This is a genomic window from Flavobacterium enshiense, from assembly GCF_040750275.1.
GTDB lineage: Bacteria > Bacteroidota > Bacteroidia > Flavobacteriales > Flavobacteriaceae > Flavobacterium > Flavobacterium enshiense_B.
This window is the reverse complement of the sequence record NZ_JBDOCV010000001.1, coordinates 92,902-107,764: the sequence shown is the minus strand read 5'-3', so window position 1 is coordinate 107,764 and position 14,863 is coordinate 92,902. Positions and strand designations below refer to the sequence as shown.

Annotated in this window: 18 protein-coding genes and 1 riboswitch; all 18 genes read left to right on the top strand. The window is 41.0% G+C overall.

The annotated features are described in order from the left end of the window. The first annotated feature begins 3 nt into the window (after positions 1–3). The 18 genes from ABGT15_RS00570 (at position 4) to ABGT15_RS00485 (ending at position 14,820) form a co-directional block, all read left to right on the top strand. The gene (locus ABGT15_RS00570; protein WP_367229475.1) at positions 4–258 is read left to right on the top strand and encodes an autorepressor SdpR family transcription factor; all 255 of its coding nucleotides are present in this window, start codon (positions 4–6) and stop codon (positions 256–258) included. A 3-nt stretch (positions 259–261) separates the two neighbouring features. Next, a complete protein-coding gene (locus ABGT15_RS00565; RefSeq protein WP_367229474.1) occupies positions 262–903 on the top strand; it encodes an SdpI family protein in 642 nt (213 codons plus the stop codon). 19 nt (positions 904–922) lie between these two features. Continuing rightward, positions 923–2,230 carry a serine hydrolase domain-containing protein gene (locus ABGT15_RS00560; protein ID WP_367229473.1) on the top strand — a complete coding sequence of 436 codons (1,308 nt, stop codon included), beginning with the start codon at positions 923–925 and terminating at the stop codon, positions 2,228–2,230. A 137-nt stretch (positions 2,231–2,367) separates the two neighbouring features. Further along, entirely contained in the window at positions 2,368–2,823 is a 456-nt protein-coding gene (rplM, locus tag ABGT15_RS00555) for a 50S ribosomal protein L13 (protein WP_367229472.1), read from the top strand. Then, complete coding sequence (gene rpsI / locus ABGT15_RS00550) at positions 2,823–3,209, top strand: 30S ribosomal protein S9 (RefSeq protein ID WP_367229471.1); 387 nt, start codon at positions 2,823–2,825, stop codon at positions 3,207–3,209. The genes rplM and rpsI overlap by 1 nt, the downstream gene beginning before the upstream one ends. A gap of 138 nt (positions 3,210–3,347) precedes the next feature. Beyond that, positions 3,348–4,112 carry a 30S ribosomal protein S2 gene (gene rpsB / locus ABGT15_RS00545; protein WP_237789594.1) on the top strand — a complete coding sequence of 255 codons (765 nt, stop codon included), beginning with the start codon at positions 3,348–3,350 and terminating at the stop codon, positions 4,110–4,112. 106 nt (positions 4,113–4,218) lie between these two features. Next, on the top strand, positions 4,219–5,040 hold the full coding sequence (gene tsf, locus ABGT15_RS00540) for a translation elongation factor Ts (RefSeq protein WP_367229470.1): 822 nt from the start codon (positions 4,219–4,221) through the stop codon (positions 5,038–5,040). Between the two features lie 92 nt (positions 5,041–5,132). Continuing rightward, positions 5,133–5,795, top strand: a complete 663-nt coding sequence (locus ABGT15_RS00535) for a queuosine precursor transporter (RefSeq protein WP_367229469.1) — start codon at positions 5,133–5,135, stop codon at positions 5,793–5,795. Positions 5,796–5,815: 20 nt separating this feature from the next. After that, entirely contained in the window at positions 5,816–7,246 is a 1,431-nt protein-coding gene (locus tag ABGT15_RS00530; RefSeq protein ID WP_367229468.1) for an ankyrin repeat domain-containing protein, read from the top strand. A 12-nt stretch (positions 7,247–7,258) separates the two neighbouring features. Further along, positions 7,259–7,819 carry a DNA-3-methyladenine glycosylase I gene (locus ABGT15_RS00525; RefSeq protein ID WP_367229467.1) on the top strand — a complete coding sequence of 187 codons (561 nt, stop codon included), beginning with the start codon at positions 7,259–7,261 and terminating at the stop codon, positions 7,817–7,819. A gap of 101 nt (positions 7,820–7,920) precedes the next feature. Next, positions 7,921–8,017: riboswitch (TPP riboswitch) on the top strand. Positions 8,018–8,081: 64 nt separating this feature from the next. Further along, entirely contained in the window at positions 8,082–8,288 is a 207-nt protein-coding gene (gene thiS / locus ABGT15_RS00520; RefSeq protein ID WP_367229466.1) for a sulfur carrier protein ThiS, read from the top strand. Positions 8,289–8,482: 194 nt separating this feature from the next. Continuing rightward, positions 8,483–10,306: a phosphomethylpyrimidine synthase ThiC gene (gene thiC, locus ABGT15_RS00515; RefSeq protein ID WP_367229465.1), complete on the top strand. Its 1,824-nt coding sequence runs from the start codon at positions 8,483–8,485 to the stop codon at positions 10,304–10,306. 4 nt (positions 10,307–10,310) lie between these two features. Continuing rightward, positions 10,311–10,889 (top strand): thiamine phosphate synthase, encoded by a 579-nt coding sequence (locus ABGT15_RS00510; protein ID WP_367229464.1) that lies wholly within the window; start codon positions 10,311–10,313, stop codon positions 10,887–10,889. Continuing rightward, positions 10,862–11,617 (top strand): hydroxymethylpyrimidine/phosphomethylpyrimidine kinase, encoded by a 756-nt coding sequence (locus ABGT15_RS00505; protein WP_367229463.1) that lies wholly within the window; start codon positions 10,862–10,864, stop codon positions 11,615–11,617. Before ABGT15_RS00510 ends, ABGT15_RS00505 begins: the two co-directional genes overlap by 28 nt. After that, positions 11,610–12,233, top strand: a complete 624-nt coding sequence (locus tag ABGT15_RS00500; RefSeq protein WP_367229462.1) for a thiamine phosphate synthase — start codon at positions 11,610–11,612, stop codon at positions 12,231–12,233. Before ABGT15_RS00505 ends, ABGT15_RS00500 begins: the two co-directional genes overlap by 8 nt. Then, positions 12,220–12,990 carry a thiazole synthase gene (locus ABGT15_RS00495; protein ID WP_367229461.1) on the top strand — a complete coding sequence of 257 codons (771 nt, stop codon included), beginning with the start codon at positions 12,220–12,222 and terminating at the stop codon, positions 12,988–12,990. The genes ABGT15_RS00500 and ABGT15_RS00495 overlap by 14 nt, the downstream gene beginning before the upstream one ends. A 2-nt stretch (positions 12,991–12,992) precedes the next feature. Next, the gene (thiH, locus tag ABGT15_RS00490; protein ID WP_367229460.1) at positions 12,993–14,108 is read left to right on the top strand and encodes a 2-iminoacetate synthase ThiH; all 1,116 of its coding nucleotides are present in this window, start codon (positions 12,993–12,995) and stop codon (positions 14,106–14,108) included. A gap of 1 nt (position 14,109) precedes the next feature. Then, positions 14,110–14,820, top strand: a complete 711-nt coding sequence (locus ABGT15_RS00485) for a HesA/MoeB/ThiF family protein (RefSeq protein ID WP_367229459.1) — start codon at positions 14,110–14,112, stop codon at positions 14,818–14,820. The last annotated feature ends 43 nt before the right edge of the window (positions 14,821–14,863 follow it).

The window sequence follows — 14,863 nt, the reverse complement described above, 5'->3', positions numbered from 1 at the left end:
TTCATGAATGCTATTTTTAAAGCGTTAAACGACGAAACGCGGCGCGGAATTTTAGAAATGCTACGAAGGCGCGACATGACCGCCGGCGAAATTGCTGAGGCCTTTCATATTTCCAAACCAAGCATTTCCCATCATCTTGACCTTTTAAAAAGAGCCGATTTGGTTACTTCGGAAAAAAAAGGGCAGTTCATACTGTATTCGCTCAACACCACCATTGTGGACGACATTCTTAAATGGATCATTACTTTAAAAAAATAAAACATGGAAAAATTCAAAAAAGAAATTCCGTATTTACTGATTGCCTTACTCCCTTTTGCTTATTTGGCTTACATTTGGTCTTCTTTACCGCAAAAAGTTCCGATGCATTGGAACGCTTCCGGTGAAATTGACCGATGGGGCGACAAAACAGAAACCATCATCATTCCCATACTGACAGTCGGTCTGAGTTACTTCCTCCTTCTGGTTATTCCTAAAATCGACCCAAAAGGAAAATTGCAAAATATGGGAAATAAGCTGAATGCTTTTCGAATGATTCTCACGTTCTTTATGTCTGCACTGGCCCTTTTCATTTTATACAGCATCCAACAGGAAAAAAGCGACCCTGTTTTTATTTTTATTATAGTAGGACTGTTGTTTGCTTTTACGGGCAATTATTTCAAAACCCTAAAACCCAATTATTTTTTAGGCATACGAACCCCATGGACTTTGGAAAACGAAGAAATATGGAAAAAAACCCATATTCTGGGAGGCAAATTATGGTTTGTTGGTGGAATACTCATGGCATTAACCTTTTTACTGCCCAAGGCATTTCAACTTTATACTTTTTTGGGAATCACTGCCGTTATTAGCATAATTCCGATAGTGTATTCCTATCTCGAATTCCGAAAAATCAAAAAACAATAAATCATACCGTACAAAAATCATGAAAAAAACATTTCTACTCCTATTCTTGATCAGTTGCTTGAGTTTGACAGCCCAGGAAAGCACCCGCTTCCGAAAAATAGACAGTTTACTAACTTACCTGAATGCCAACAACAAATTCATGGGACAATTAAGCATCCGTGAAGGCGACAATGTGGTATTTTCCAGAGCGTACGGCTTACCGCAAAGCACAGTCCAACCGAATGGTTATACCAAATACAAAATTGGATCTATCACCAAAACCTTTACGGCGGTAATGGTTATGCAGTTGGTGGAAGAGAAAAAACTGAAACTGGACACCAAACTTGCCCGATTTTACCCTAAAATACCGAATGCCAACAAAATCACTATTAACGATCTGTTGCGTCATCGTTCCGGAATTTTGGATTATGTAAATGCTGATTCCGCCGTAAACGTGTTGGCAAAAGTGACCAAAGAAGAAATGATTGCCCGAATAACTTCTTACAAACCGGTTTTTGAACCCAACAGTAAAGCGGCCTACAGCAATTCCAACTACTACCTACTAGGCTGTATCCTTGAAAAAATAACCAAAACGGATTACGCAACCAATCTGAAAAACCGGATTTTAGTTCCGTTACGATTAATGGATACTTATATGGTAGACAAAGTGAATATTGATCGCAACGAAGCCTATTCTTATCTATACGATGGCTCAAAATGGAATCCGTTTCCGGAATGGGACATGTCATTACCGTTTGCCGCCGGAGGGATTACCTCCAATGCCAATGATTTGACGGCTTTTATGCGAGGCATATTTAACGGAAAATTATTAAAACAATCCTCTTCCCTAGATGAAATGACCAAGTTAAACCAAACTTATGGTATCGGCTTGATCACGTTCCCTTTCGGAGAACGCAAATTCTTTGGTCATGACGGCAGGATTGAAGGCTTCAAATCTGTAGTAGGTTATTATCCGACGGAAAAAATGGGTATCAGTTTGATTACAAACGGCGACAATTTTAACCGAAATGATATCATGATAGGCATTTTAAGCATCTATTATAAAATGCCCTTTGCTTTCCCGAACCTAACATCACTTAAAGTGGATGAAAGCATCCTAAACAATTACGCCGGAATTTACTCCTCAAAAGATCTTCCTCTGAAAATCACGATCAAAATTGAAAAAGGTGAATTAATAGCTCAGGCGACGGGACAAAGTTCGTTCCCGCTAAACGCCATCAGCAATAGCGAATTCACGTTTGATTCTGCCGGAATCAACATGACATTTGGAAACAAAACCATGCTTTTGAAGCAGGGCGGAATGGAATTTAAGTTCGCTAAAGATTAGTTTTACATCAGTTAATCAACCACTTGACTGATACTCAGAATACAAAATATTATTTCAAGAGTTTGCATTGTAAAGAAATAATTGTACTTTTGCACTCCCTTAATTGGGAATGGAATGTTTAATTTAAATAAAAAAACGTGGACAATTTAAGCTACAAGACAGTTTCAGCGAACAAAGCTACTGCAGACAAACAGTGGATTGTTGTAGATGCTGAAGGTCATAACTTAGGGCGTTTTGCTTCAAAAGTAGCCATGCTATTAAGAGGTAAATACAAACCAAGTTATACACCGCATGTGGACTGTGGAGATAACGTAATCGTTATTAACGCAGAGAAAATCAACCTAACAGGTAACAAGTTGGAGGATAAAACATATATCCGCCACACTGGCTACCCAGGTGGACAAAGAAGTTTAACTGCTAAAGTAATGCAACAAAAAAACCCTGCATTATTAGTAGAGAAAGCTGTAAAAGGAATGCTTCCTAAAAACAAATTAGGAGCTGAGTTATTCCGTAATTTGAATGTAAATGTTGGTTCTGAGCACAAACACGCTGCACAACAACCAAAAACTGTAAACTTAAACGATCTTAAGTAATGGGAGTTATTCACAAAATCGGTAGAAGAAAATGTGCAGTAGCACGTGTTTATGTTACTGAAGGTTCAGGAAACATTACCGTAAACAAAAAAGATTTCGCAACTTACTTCCCAACTGCTACATTACAGTACAAAGTTTTGCAACCTCTTTCTATGACTGAGAACGCATCAAACTTCGACGTAAAAGTTAATGTATACGGTGGTGGTACTACAGGACAAGCTGAGGCGGTTCGTATGGCTATCGCAAGAGCAATGTGTGAAGTAGAAGCTGAAAACAGAGCAATCTTAAAACCAGAAGGTTTACTTACTCGTGACCCTCGTATGGTTGAGCGTAAGAAATTCGGTCAGAAGAAAGCTCGTAAGAGATTCCAGTTCTCTAAACGTTAATATTTATTATTATTTAAAAACACTAAGTTTTTGTTGCTCTCCTGCCGAGGTAGGAATTAGTTTAGCATCTAAATGGTTTAGACCGAGACAATCGCTACTGATCCATTGCTAATTCAACAGAACGTAAACTATTACAAAATGGCAAACAAAGTAGAAGTTAAAGAATTACTAGAAGCAGGTGTTCACTTCGGACACATGACTAGAAAATGGGATCCAAACATGGCTCCTTACATCTATATGGAGCGTAATGGTATTCACATTATCAATCTATATAAAACTGCAGCTAAAATCGAAGAGGCTAATGAAGCTTTGAAAAAAATCGCTGCATCTGGTAGAAAAGTACTTTTCGTAGCTACCAAAAAACAAGCAAAAGATATCGTTGCAGAAAAAGCTGCAGCAGCAAACATGCCTTACATCACTGAAAGATGGCCAGGTGGTATGCTAACTAACTTCGTTACGATCCGTAAAGCTGTTAAGAAAATGGCTTCTATCGATAAAATGAAGAAAGACGGTACTTTCGATACTTTATCTAAAAAAGAAAAATTACAAATTGATCGTCTACGTGCTAAGTTAGAGAAAAACTTAGGTTCAATCGCGGACATGACTCGCCTTCCGGCTGCGTTATTCGTTGTAGATATCAAAGCAGAGCACATCGCTGTTAAAGAAGCTCAAAAGTTAAACATTCCAGTTTTCGCTATGGTTGATACCAACTCTGATCCACGTCAGGTTGATTTCGTTATCCCGGCAAACGACGATGCTTCTAAATCGATCGAAAAAGTTTTATCTTTAGTTTCTGGTGCAATCGTTGAAGGACTTTCTGATAGAAAATCTGATAAAGATGAGCAACCGGCTGGAGAAGTAGCAGAAGCAAAAGCAGAAGCTACAACTTCAACTGAAGAATAAAAATAACCTTATCATAAAGTCGTTGTGCTGATGGATGTCTACTTTTGTAACACTATCAATATGACGACTTTATAATTTTTTTTCAAACTTAAAATTTTATACAAAAATGGCAACAATAACTGCTGCAGACGTAAATAAATTAAGAACCATCACCGGAGCAGGTATGATGGATTGTAAAAAAGCATTAGTGGAAGCTGATGGAGATTTCGATTTAGCAATCGAGAACTTACGTAAAAAAGGTCAAAAAGTAGCTGCAAACCGTTCGGACAGAGAATCTACAGAAGGTGCTGCAATCGCTGTTGTAAATGCTGACAACACTGCTGCTGTAGCGATCACATTAAACTGTGAGACGGATTTCGTAGGTAAAAATGAAGGTTTCGTAAAATTAGCTACTGATTTAGCTAATCAAGCATTAAACTACGCTACTAAAGAAGAGCTTTTAGCTTCTGACTTTGGTGGAATTACTGTTGCTGAGAAATTAATCGAGCAAACTGGGGTAATTGGTGAGAAAATTGAAGTAGGTCAATTCGAGCGCTTAGAAGGAGCTTTCGTTGGTTCTTACGTTCACTCTGGTAAAATCGCTACTTTGGTTGCTTTATCTGCTAACGTTGCTGGTGCTGACGAGGCTGCTAAAAACGTAGCAATGCAAGCTGCTGCAATGAACCCAATCGCTTTAGACGAGGCGGGTGTTGATGCTTCTATCATCGAGAAAGAAGTAGAAATTGCAAAAGAGCAATTGCGTGCAGAAGGAAAACCAGAAGCTATGTTAGACAATATCGCAAAAGGTAAAATCCAACGTTTCTACAAAGACAACACTTTAGTGAACCAAGATTTCATCAAAGACGGTTCTATGAGCGTTGCTGCTTACGTTAAAACGGTTGACGGTGGTTTAACTGTTGCAGGTTTCAAACGTGTGGCTTTAGGATAATCAAATCCTTATTCAACATACAAAACCCCGATCGCAGGATTGGGGTTTTTTTATTCCCCGAAATCCCGTACATTTGGTTTTAAACCTTTTTTATGTTCAAAACCAAGAAAGACATCGTTTACATCATCTTAGCCGGTATTTTCATCACCAATGCCATTGTAGCGGAACTTACTGGCGGAAAACTCATTCAGATTGGTCCGTTCATCATGAGTATTGGAATTTTACCCTGGCCGATTGTTTTCATCACTACGGATATTATCAATGAACATTTCGGGCGCGATGGCGTAAAAAAACTTTCTTTTATCACCGCAGGATTAATCGCATATTGCATTCTGATTCTTTTCATCGGCACAAAAATACCCGCTTTTCAAACACCGGAAACCGTTAACGACGAACAGTTTTACGCCGTTTTCGGCCAAGGGCTTTTCATTATGGTCGCAAGCATCATTGCCTTTTTGGTTTCGCAATTAATAGATGTTAGCATCTTCTGGTTCTTACGAAACAAAACCGGAAAAAAGATGATCTGGCTCCGAAGCACAGGTTCCACCATCATCTCTCAATTAATTGACAGTTTTATCGTATCCGGAATTGCTTTTTGGATGACCGGAAAAATCACCACCAGCCAATACCTGAACATGTCGTTTACCGGCTATACGTTTAAATTAATATTAGCAGTAGCGCTTACACCCTTGATTTATCTCGGGCATTATTTGATTGAAAAATATTTACACGAACCCAATACCGAACAAGCCTAACAGCATCTAATTCAGCACAAATGATTCCTTTAAGAGTGATAAAAAAAATTCTCATTGCCCTTACCTTTAGTATATTTCTTGCGTCGTGCAATAAAGAAAAATTCACTAACAAAGAAAGCGAAGAAACTTCCTCAACGGCTGAAAAATTAAAAGACACTATTTTTAATTACGACAAAAATGCATCGGCAATTCGTGAATACATCATCAAAGGTGACTATAAAAAAATTGAACGGTTTATTCAAAACAAAGGCGATGTTAATTTAAGATGTAAAGGTTATTTACGTGCCGGAAGAGACATTCCTGAAACGAAACACACTGATGAGAACTGGACTTTACTAATGCTAGCCATTTTCGAAAACGAAATAGAAATAGCCCAACTTCTTATAAAAAACAAAGCCGATATAAATGCCAAAAATGCAGTTGGCCATACCGCTTTATTTTTAGCCTGTGCGCATAATTATGAAAAAGAGGCTAAACTCCTGCTGGAGCACAACGCCAAAGTAACGGACACAGGAAAAGACCCAGACGGCATGTCAGCCTTGCAATGGGCGCTTACATACGATCTAAACGACGTTGCCGAGGAACTTATAGAAAGAGGCGCCGATGTAAACACCTATGCATCGGACATAGACCGAACCATTCTTATGGAAGCATTCTTTAGTGACAGCATACAACCCCAGGTAATCCACAAAATTATTGATGCCGGGGCAGATCTTACTATTAAAACCAAAGACAAAGAAACCGCTTTAATGTTTGCCTGCACCGACAACGATATTATAGCAGTAAAGAAAATATTAGCCGCAAACACCGATATTAATGCCGAATCCAAAAACGGTCAAACCGCCTTATGTTATGCCGCCAGAAATAAAACACAGGATACTGTACTTTTAGAGCTATTAGTTGCCAAAGGAGCAAAAATAAACACCAACACTATTTACGGCCGAAACGCCCTAATCGAAGCCGTATCCAGCGGAAGTATCGAAAAAGTAAAATTTCTCGTAGAAAAAGGAGCGCTTGTCAACAAAAAAAGCGAGGGTTTTGGAGGGGTTTCACCTTTATCCGAAGCAGTTTATTGGGCAACACACGGTAAAGCAGATGAAATTGTACAATATTTGATCGAAAACAAAGCCGATGTCAACATAAAAAGAGACAACAGAGAATCCTCTTTATTAGTAGCAATACAGTCAGACGAAAAATACGAAACGGTTAAACTACTAATCGAAAAAGGAGCCAAAGTTAACGATAGTGATGATGAAAACACGACTCCCTTGATGAAAGCTGTCAAATACAATCTGTACAAAATAACAAAATTGCTACTCGAAAATGACGCTAAAACAAACATTACCGACGTCTATGGAAAAAACATCCTACACCACGCAAAAGAAACCGCCGAGAGGACCGGAGATGATTCTATTCTCAAATTAATACAAAGTTCAACAAACAAAAGTTAATTAAAATACCTCATGGCAACAAAAAACCGCTGCGCCTGGTGCGAAAAAGACGAATTGTACCGCAATTACCACGATACCGAATGGGGCGTACCCGTGTATGACGATCAGAAAATCTTCGAATTCCTGATTCTGGAAACTTTTCAGGCTGGATTGAGCTGGTATACGGTTTTAGCAAAGAGAGAAAACTTCCGCAAAGCTTTTGACGATTTCGACTATCAAAAAGTAGCCAGTTATTCCGAAGCGAAAATTGATGATTTGAAACAAGATGCCGGTATCATCCGAAACGGATTAAAAATCAAGGCCGCCGTTTCCAATGCAATTGCCTTTATGGAAGTGCAGCAGGAATTCGGCACCTTCTCCAACTACATTTGGGGCTTCGTAAACGGAAAACCGATTGACAACAAGTGTAAAACCTTAAAAGACGTTCCCGCCACCACCGAAATCTCCGACAAACTCAGCAAAGATTTAAAGAAAAGAGGTTTTAAATTCGTAGGTTCCACCGTTGTCTATGCGCACATGCAGGCCACCGGAATGGTAAACGATCATGTGGAAGATTGCTGGACGAGGAAATAGTAAACAATTTTCAGTCGCAGTCGCAGTTTTCAGTTCTGTACTGACTGGTCAATCTTTTAATCTTTAATTTTTTCAATCTTTTAATAAAAAAATATACCTTTGTCTCACTTTAGGGGTGTCTGCAACACGCAGGCTGAGATTTTACCCTCTGAACCTGATCTGGTTAATACCAGCGTAGGGAAAAGTAAGATGACTTCATAGTACCATTGCGTACGCCTTGCAGCCATTCCTAAAGTATTGTCATATACTAAAACCAATAGGAATGCAACTAAAAATCAACAACCAACACAAAGAATTCGATAGCGAAAACCTGTCCGTACAGGCTTTACTCGATCTGGAATTTCCGAACAAACAAAACGGAATTGCACTAGCCATCAACAATTCGGTCGTTCCCAAAACCGACTGGGCCACTACTGCCCTATCCGAAACCGACGATATTTTAATTATCACAGCCACACAAGGCGGATGATTGGGCTGCACGAGCGGGCTGTCCGTTGCAAGTCCGCAGTCAAAAACTAAAAAAACATAGTTCCGTAAGTGGCTTCTTTGGTCGCCACTTCCACCACTTGTTTTTAACAGTTTTTGCCTTTACGAGCTTTCCACTTCCATCCCTGGCAGAAAGCATTTCAACACACAAAAACTCATAATTTATACTTCATCACCATGAATAACGAAGAAAAAATATCCAGAAAACCATTTCCCAACTCGAAAAAAGTTTACATCGATGGAGAAATCCATCCGATTAAAGTCGCCATGCGCGAAATCCAACTTTCCGACACCAAATTAGCCAACGGAGGCGTAGAAAAAAACCCATCGGTAACCGTTTATGACACTTCCGGCCCTTACACCGACCCGAATGCCGACATCGATGTTCGCAAAGGCCTACCACGCATCCGCGAACAATGGATCTTGGACCGAAACGATGTAGAAGAACTAACCGAAATCTCTTCCGACTACGGAAAAGAACGTCTCAACGATGAAAAACTGAACCATTTGCGTTTCGAATACCTGCACAAACCGATGCGTGCCAAAGCGGGTGTTAACGTAACCCAATTGCATTACGCCAAACAAGGCATCATCACTCCGGAAATGGAATACATTGCCATTCGTGAAAACCAACGTATCGAACAATTGGAAACCGCACAAAAAGCCATGCAGTGCCAACATGCCGGAAACAGCTTCGGAGCCAACACCCCGAAAAGCAAAATCACTCCGGAATTCGTGCGCAGTGAAGTAGCGGCTGGTCGTGCCATCATCCCGAATAACATCAACCATCCGGAAAGCGAACCGATGATTGTAGGTCGTAATTTCCTTGTAAAAATCAACGCCAACATCGGAAACAGTGCCGTAACCTCTTCCATCGAAGAAGAAGTGGAAAAAGCGGTTTGGGCCTGCCGTTGGGGCGCGGACACCATCATGGATCTGTCCACCGGAAAAAACATCCACGAAACCCGAGAATGGATTATTAGAAATTCCCCGGTTCCCATCGGAACGGTTCCAATCTATCAAGCGCTTGAAAAAGTAAAAGGGATTGCCGAGGATTTGACCTGGGAAATTTTCCGCGACACCTTAATCGAACAAGCCGAACAAGGTGTTTCCTATTTCACCATTCACGCCGGTGTTTTATTGCGTTACATTCATTTAACCGCCAACCGTGTGACCGGAATTGTTTCCCGTGGCGGTTCAATTATGGCCAAATGGTGTTTGTTCCATCACAAAGAAAACTTCCTGTACACCCATTTTGAAGAAATCTGCGAAATCATGAAACAATACGATGTGGCATTCTCTTTGGGAGACGGTTTACGTCCGGGTTCCATCGCCGATGCCAACGATGCTGCACAATTCGCCGAGTTGGAAACCTTAGGCGAACTGACCAAAATCGCCTGGAAACATGACGTACAGGTTTTCATCGAAGGACCGGGACATGTTCCAATGCACATGATTAAAGAAAACATGGACAAACAGTTGGAGCATTGCGCCGAAGCGCCTTTCTATACTTTAGGTCCTTTAACCACAGATATCGCACCGGGTTACGACCACATCACCTCAGCCATCGGAGCGGCTATGATTGGTTGGTACGGAACAGCCATGTTGTGCTATGTAACGCCAAAAGAACATTTAGGCTTACCCAACAAAAAAGACGTAAAGGACGGAGTCATCACCTATAAAATTGCCGCCCACGCTGCCGATTTAGCCAAAGGACATCCGGGAGCGCAATACCGCGACAATGCTTTGAGCAAAGCGCGTTTTGAATTCCGTTGGGAAGACCAGTTCAATTTAGCTTTGGATCCCGATACCGCAAGGGAATTCCATGACGAAACCTTACCGGCAGATGGTGCGAAAGTGGCGCATTTTTGCTCAATGTGTGGGCCTAAATTTTGTTCCATGAAAATCTCTCAGGAAATCCGCGATGTGGCTGCAGCCGAAGAAGGCATGAAAACCAAATCGGAAGAATTCATCGAGAACGGAAAAGAAATTTACATTTAAGAGCATGATAGTAATTACCAATCCGACAACTATTTCAAATGAAATCAAAAGCATTCATTCGTTTTTCGAAGAAGGATTAATGCGGTTACACATTCGAAAACCGGGCTATTCTGAAACGGAAATGAGGTTATTTGTTTCGGCAATCGGATTGGAATTTGCAAACCGTTTGGTCTTACACAGCTATCATCATTTGGCAGAAGCATTTGAAATCAATCACATTCATTTTCCGGAAAGAGACCGACCACATTTCAGGGCAAGTGATACGTTTCAGAAGTCTACATCGGTCCATTCCATGGAGAATTTCAATGCACTTTCGAATGATTTTGACTACGCTTTCCTGAGTCCGGTATACCCCAGTATTTCCAAAATAGGCTATCGTTCCGAAGTGAATCTTACCGAAACTATTAAAAAGCGAACCAACTTCAAAACCAAGTTGGTAGCGCTTGGTGGCATTGATGCAGACAACATTCAACAAACACTGGAAAATGGTTTCGACGATGTTGCCCTTTTAGGCACAATCTGGAACAGTAACAATCCGCTAGAAAATTTTAAAAAATGCAAGCAAATCGTCCATTCGTTTTAAGTATCGCAGGATTCGATCCTTCCGCAGGCGCAGGTGTTTTGGCCGATATAAAAACCTTCGAACAACATCAGGTTCAGGGCTTGGCCATTATTACCGGAAATACGCTTCAGACGGAAAATAAATTCCACGCTATTGCATGGACAGAATTGGACTTTGTCTTAAATTCCATTGCAACACTATTCAAGGATTACGAAATAGAAGTGGTGAAAATCGGAGTCGCCCCTTCGTTAGACTATTTGAAAAAGATTGTCATGGAAATCAAACGTGCATCCAAAAAAACCAAAATTGTTTGGGACACTGTACTAAAATCCAGCACCGACTTCGAATTCATTAGCATGGACAACCAAAAGGAATTAATCGACGTGTTAAAACAGCTCGATTTGATTACTCCGAATTATCAGGAAATCCTAAAGCTTAAAACCAACGAACCTTTTGCGGAAAATTGTGCCGAAGAACTTTCGAAATATTGCGCCGTTTTACTTAAAGGAGGTCATAATCCACAAGAAAAAGGAACGGATTACTTGTTTACCGACGACAAAATCATCAAACTGAATCCGACAGCAACAAACATCATGGAAAAACATGGTTCGGGATGTGTTTTGTCTTCCGCAATTGCTGCAAATCTCGCCCTAAACCACAATACGGCTACTGCCTGTAAAAAGGCAAAGCTTTACATTGAAAACTATTTAAACTCCAACAACACATTATTAGGATATCATTATGTTTAGCAAATTACAATACATTTCGCAGGGCGATACGGTTAAGCAGCAGCTTTACAACATCCACCAAGCCTTGGACAACGGTTGCGACTGGATTCAACTTCGCTTCAAAAAAGGGAATATCAGCGATGATTTCACCTTGGCAGAGGCCGTTAAAATCTTGTGTGACGAATATCTGGCCACATTCATCATCAACGACAAAGTCTACCTAACCCAAGAAATAAATGCAGATGGTGTCCATCTGGGGCTTACGGATATGAAAATCAAAGATGCCCGTAAAATTTTAGGCGATGATAAAATTATCGGGGGGACAGCCAATACCTTGCAAGACGTCTTACAGCGAGCAACTGAAAAATGCGATTATATTGGCTTAGGTCCATTGCGCTTTACGGCTACTAAAGAAAACCTCAGCCCTATTTTAGGAATAAAAGGCTATCAGGAAATCATTGCCAAATTATCGGAACAAAACATTACCATACCTGTTTACGCAATTGGTGGTATTCAAACAAACGACATCGAATCCTTGCAGGAAATCGGGGTACACGGCATCGCCGTTTCCGGATTAATCACGGAACAACCACAACTTATCACACAACTCAACCACAACTTATATGTCAACCTTTAAAATAGCCAACAAAACCTTTACCTCCCGCCTGTTTTTAGGCACCGGGAAATTCGGATCGAACCAACAGATGGAAGATGCAATTTTAGCTTCCGAAAGTGAATTGGTCACGGTCGCTTTAAAACGCGTCGATCTGGAAACGGAAACCGATACAATTTTGTCGCACATCAACCATCCACATATCAATTTATTACCGAATACCTCCGGAGCAAGAAATGCCAAGGAAGCTGTCTTTGCTGCTCAATTGGCCCGAGAAGCTTTGGAAACCAATTGGCTGAAACTCGAAATCCATCCCGATCCGAAATATTTGTTACCCGATCCCATCGAAACGTTAAAAGCTACTGAAGAATTAGCCAAATTAGGCTTTATCATCTTGCCGTACATCCATGCCGATCCGGTGTTGTGCAAGCGTTTGGAAGAGGTTGGAACGGCAGCCGTGATGCCTTTGGGTTCACCTATCGGGAGTAATAAAGGATTAAAAACCGATGACTTTTTGGAAATCATTATTGAACAAAGCAAAGTTCCCGTGATTGTCGATGCGGGAATCGGAGCACCTTCTCATGCGGCCAAAGCGATGGAAATGGGTGCCGATGCTGTTCTGGTCAATACCGCGATTGCCGTGGCCGGAAACCCGAAACTGATGGCGGAAGCTTTTAAAGAAGCCGTTATCGCCGGACGAAAAGCCTATGAAGCACAATTGGCACAAACTGTAAGCAAAGCGGTTGCATCCAGTCCACTGACCGCCTTTTTATACGAATAAGCATGACGAATTTTAAATCGGTTTTTGAACAGTATTCTTGGGAAGGAATACAAAACAAAATATACCAGACCACAATAAAAGAAGTGGAACACGCTTTGGCAAGGACCAAAAGAACACTCGATGATTTTCTGGTGTTGATTTCTCCTGCTGCCCAACCTTATTTGGAAGAAATGGCACAACTCAGTCATCAGCTCACCAAAAAGCGCTTTGGCAAAACCATCCAAATGTACGCACCGATGTACCTCAGCAATGAATGTCAAAATATTTGCACCTATTGTGGTTTCAGCCTTAACAATAAAATCAAACGCAAAACCCTGACCGATAAGGAAATCGAATTGGAAGTGGCCGAACTCAAAAAAGCAGGGTTCGATCATGTGTTACTGGTCACCGGAGAAGCGAATTACACCGTAAATATCAACTATTTTTTGAACGCCATTGCACAGATTAAAAAGGATTTCGCGAATATTTCCGTGGAAGTACAACCGCTTTCTCAGGAACAATACGAGCAATTGCATCAGGCGGGTGTTCATACCGTTTTGGTGTATCAGGAAACCTACCATCGGGACGTTTACAAACAATACCATCCGAAAGGAAAAAAATCCAATTTCGATTTTCGACTGGAAACCCCCGACCGCGTTGGAAAGGCCGGAATCCACAAAATAGGCTTAGGCGTTTTGCTGGGTTTGGAAGATTGGCGCACCGATAGTTTCTTTAACGCCTTGCATATTGACTATTTACAGAAAACCTATTGGCAGAGCAAGTATTCGGTTTCCTTCCCGAGATTGCGTCCGGCGGAAGGTATCATCGAACCCAATTTTATTATGGAAGATCGCGATTTATTGCAACTGATTTGTGCCTACCGCTTGTGGAACGAAGATTTGGAAATATCCATCTCCACACGGGAAAACGAAAAATTCCGCGACAACATCATCCCGATTGGCGTAACGAGCATGAGCGCCGGTTCCAAAACCAATCCGGGTGGTTATGCGGTGGATATAGAGTCGCTAGAGCAATTTGAAACGAGCGATGAGCGTTCTGCGGCGGAAATTTCCAAAATCATTGCCAGCAAAGGGTACGAAACGGTTTGGAAAGATTGGGACAAAAGTTATATGATGTAAGATGATTAGCATACACGATTATTTACGTTACGGAAAACCCATGCTATTACCTGAAGTGGGCGAAACCGGACAATTGAAATTAAAACAAGCGAAAGTGTTGGTTATCGGTGCAGGTGGCTTAGGATGTCCTGTTTTACAATATTTAGCTACTTCAGGTGTTGGGGTTATCGGCATGGTTGATTTTGACAAAGTTGAATTGCACAATTTGCACCGTCAGATTCTCTATACCGAAGAACAAATCGGGTTACCAAAAGTGCACTGTGCCAAAGCCGCTTTAGAAAACCTCAACCCAAATACTGAATTCATTGCTTTTGAAGAAAAACTAACCGAAGAAAACGCTGAACAGCTTCTTTCCGGTTTTGATGTGATTGTAGACGGCTGCGATAATTTCGCCACGCGCTATTCGGTAAATGACAGTTGTGTTCGGTTAGGAAAATCATTGGTTTCCGGAAGTATTCTAGGTTTCAACGGACAAATGGGCGTTTTTAACCACAACGGTTCTAAGAACTTACGCGATCTGTTCCCAAAGCCACCCAATCCCGAAGATGTACCGAATTGCAGCCTGAATGGCGTCTTGGGCACTTTGCCGGGCATTATCGGCACGATGATGGCGCAGGAAACCCTTAAACTCATTATGGGATTACCGACGCTGCACAATGAATTTATTTTATTTTCAACGTTAGAATGGCAGTTCACCAAGCTGAAATTTTAACTACATTTATACATGAAATGAAGTCCTAAAATCTTCCTCTAAC

Excerpts from the sequence above, each read along its gene's own strand:
- ABGT15_RS00570 (WP_367229475.1), top strand. The coding sequence starts at position 4 with ATGAATGCTATTTTTAAAGCGTTAAACGACGAAACGCGGCGCGGAATT.
- ABGT15_RS00565 (WP_367229474.1), top strand. The coding sequence starts at position 262 with ATGGAAAAATTCAAAAAAGAAATTCCGTATTTACTGATTGCCTTACTC.
- ABGT15_RS00560 (WP_367229473.1), top strand. The coding sequence starts at position 923 with ATGAAAAAAACATTTCTACTCCTATTCTTGATCAGTTGCTTGAGTTTG.
- rpsI (WP_367229471.1), top strand. The coding sequence starts at position 2,823 with ATGGGAGTTATTCACAAAATCGGTAGAAGAAAATGTGCAGTAGCACGT.
- rpsB (WP_237789594.1), top strand. The coding sequence starts at position 3,348 with ATGGCAAACAAAGTAGAAGTTAAAGAATTACTAGAAGCAGGTGTTCAC.
- tsf (WP_367229470.1), top strand. The coding sequence starts at position 4,219 with ATGGCAACAATAACTGCTGCAGACGTAAATAAATTAAGAACCATCACC.
- ABGT15_RS00535 (WP_367229469.1), top strand. The coding sequence starts at position 5,133 with ATGTTCAAAACCAAGAAAGACATCGTTTACATCATCTTAGCCGGTATT.
- ABGT15_RS00530 (WP_367229468.1), top strand. The coding sequence starts at position 5,816 with ATGATTCCTTTAAGAGTGATAAAAAAAATTCTCATTGCCCTTACCTTT.
- ABGT15_RS00525 (WP_367229467.1), top strand. The coding sequence starts at position 7,259 with ATGGCAACAAAAAACCGCTGCGCCTGGTGCGAAAAAGACGAATTGTAC.
- thiS (WP_367229466.1), top strand. The coding sequence starts at position 8,082 with ATGCAACTAAAAATCAACAACCAACACAAAGAATTCGATAGCGAAAAC.
- thiC (WP_367229465.1), top strand. The coding sequence starts at position 8,483 with ATGAATAACGAAGAAAAAATATCCAGAAAACCATTTCCCAACTCGAAA.
- ABGT15_RS00510 (WP_367229464.1), top strand. The coding sequence starts at position 10,311 with ATGATAGTAATTACCAATCCGACAACTATTTCAAATGAAATCAAAAGC.
- ABGT15_RS00505 (WP_367229463.1), top strand. The coding sequence starts at position 10,862 with ATGCAAGCAAATCGTCCATTCGTTTTAAGTATCGCAGGATTCGATCCT.
- ABGT15_RS00500 (WP_367229462.1), top strand. The coding sequence starts at position 11,610 with ATGTTTAGCAAATTACAATACATTTCGCAGGGCGATACGGTTAAGCAG.
- ABGT15_RS00495 (WP_367229461.1), top strand. The coding sequence starts at position 12,220 with ATGTCAACCTTTAAAATAGCCAACAAAACCTTTACCTCCCGCCTGTTT.
- thiH (WP_367229460.1), top strand. The coding sequence starts at position 12,993 with ATGACGAATTTTAAATCGGTTTTTGAACAGTATTCTTGGGAAGGAATA.
- ABGT15_RS00485 (WP_367229459.1), top strand. The coding sequence starts at position 14,110 with ATGATTAGCATACACGATTATTTACGTTACGGAAAACCCATGCTATTA.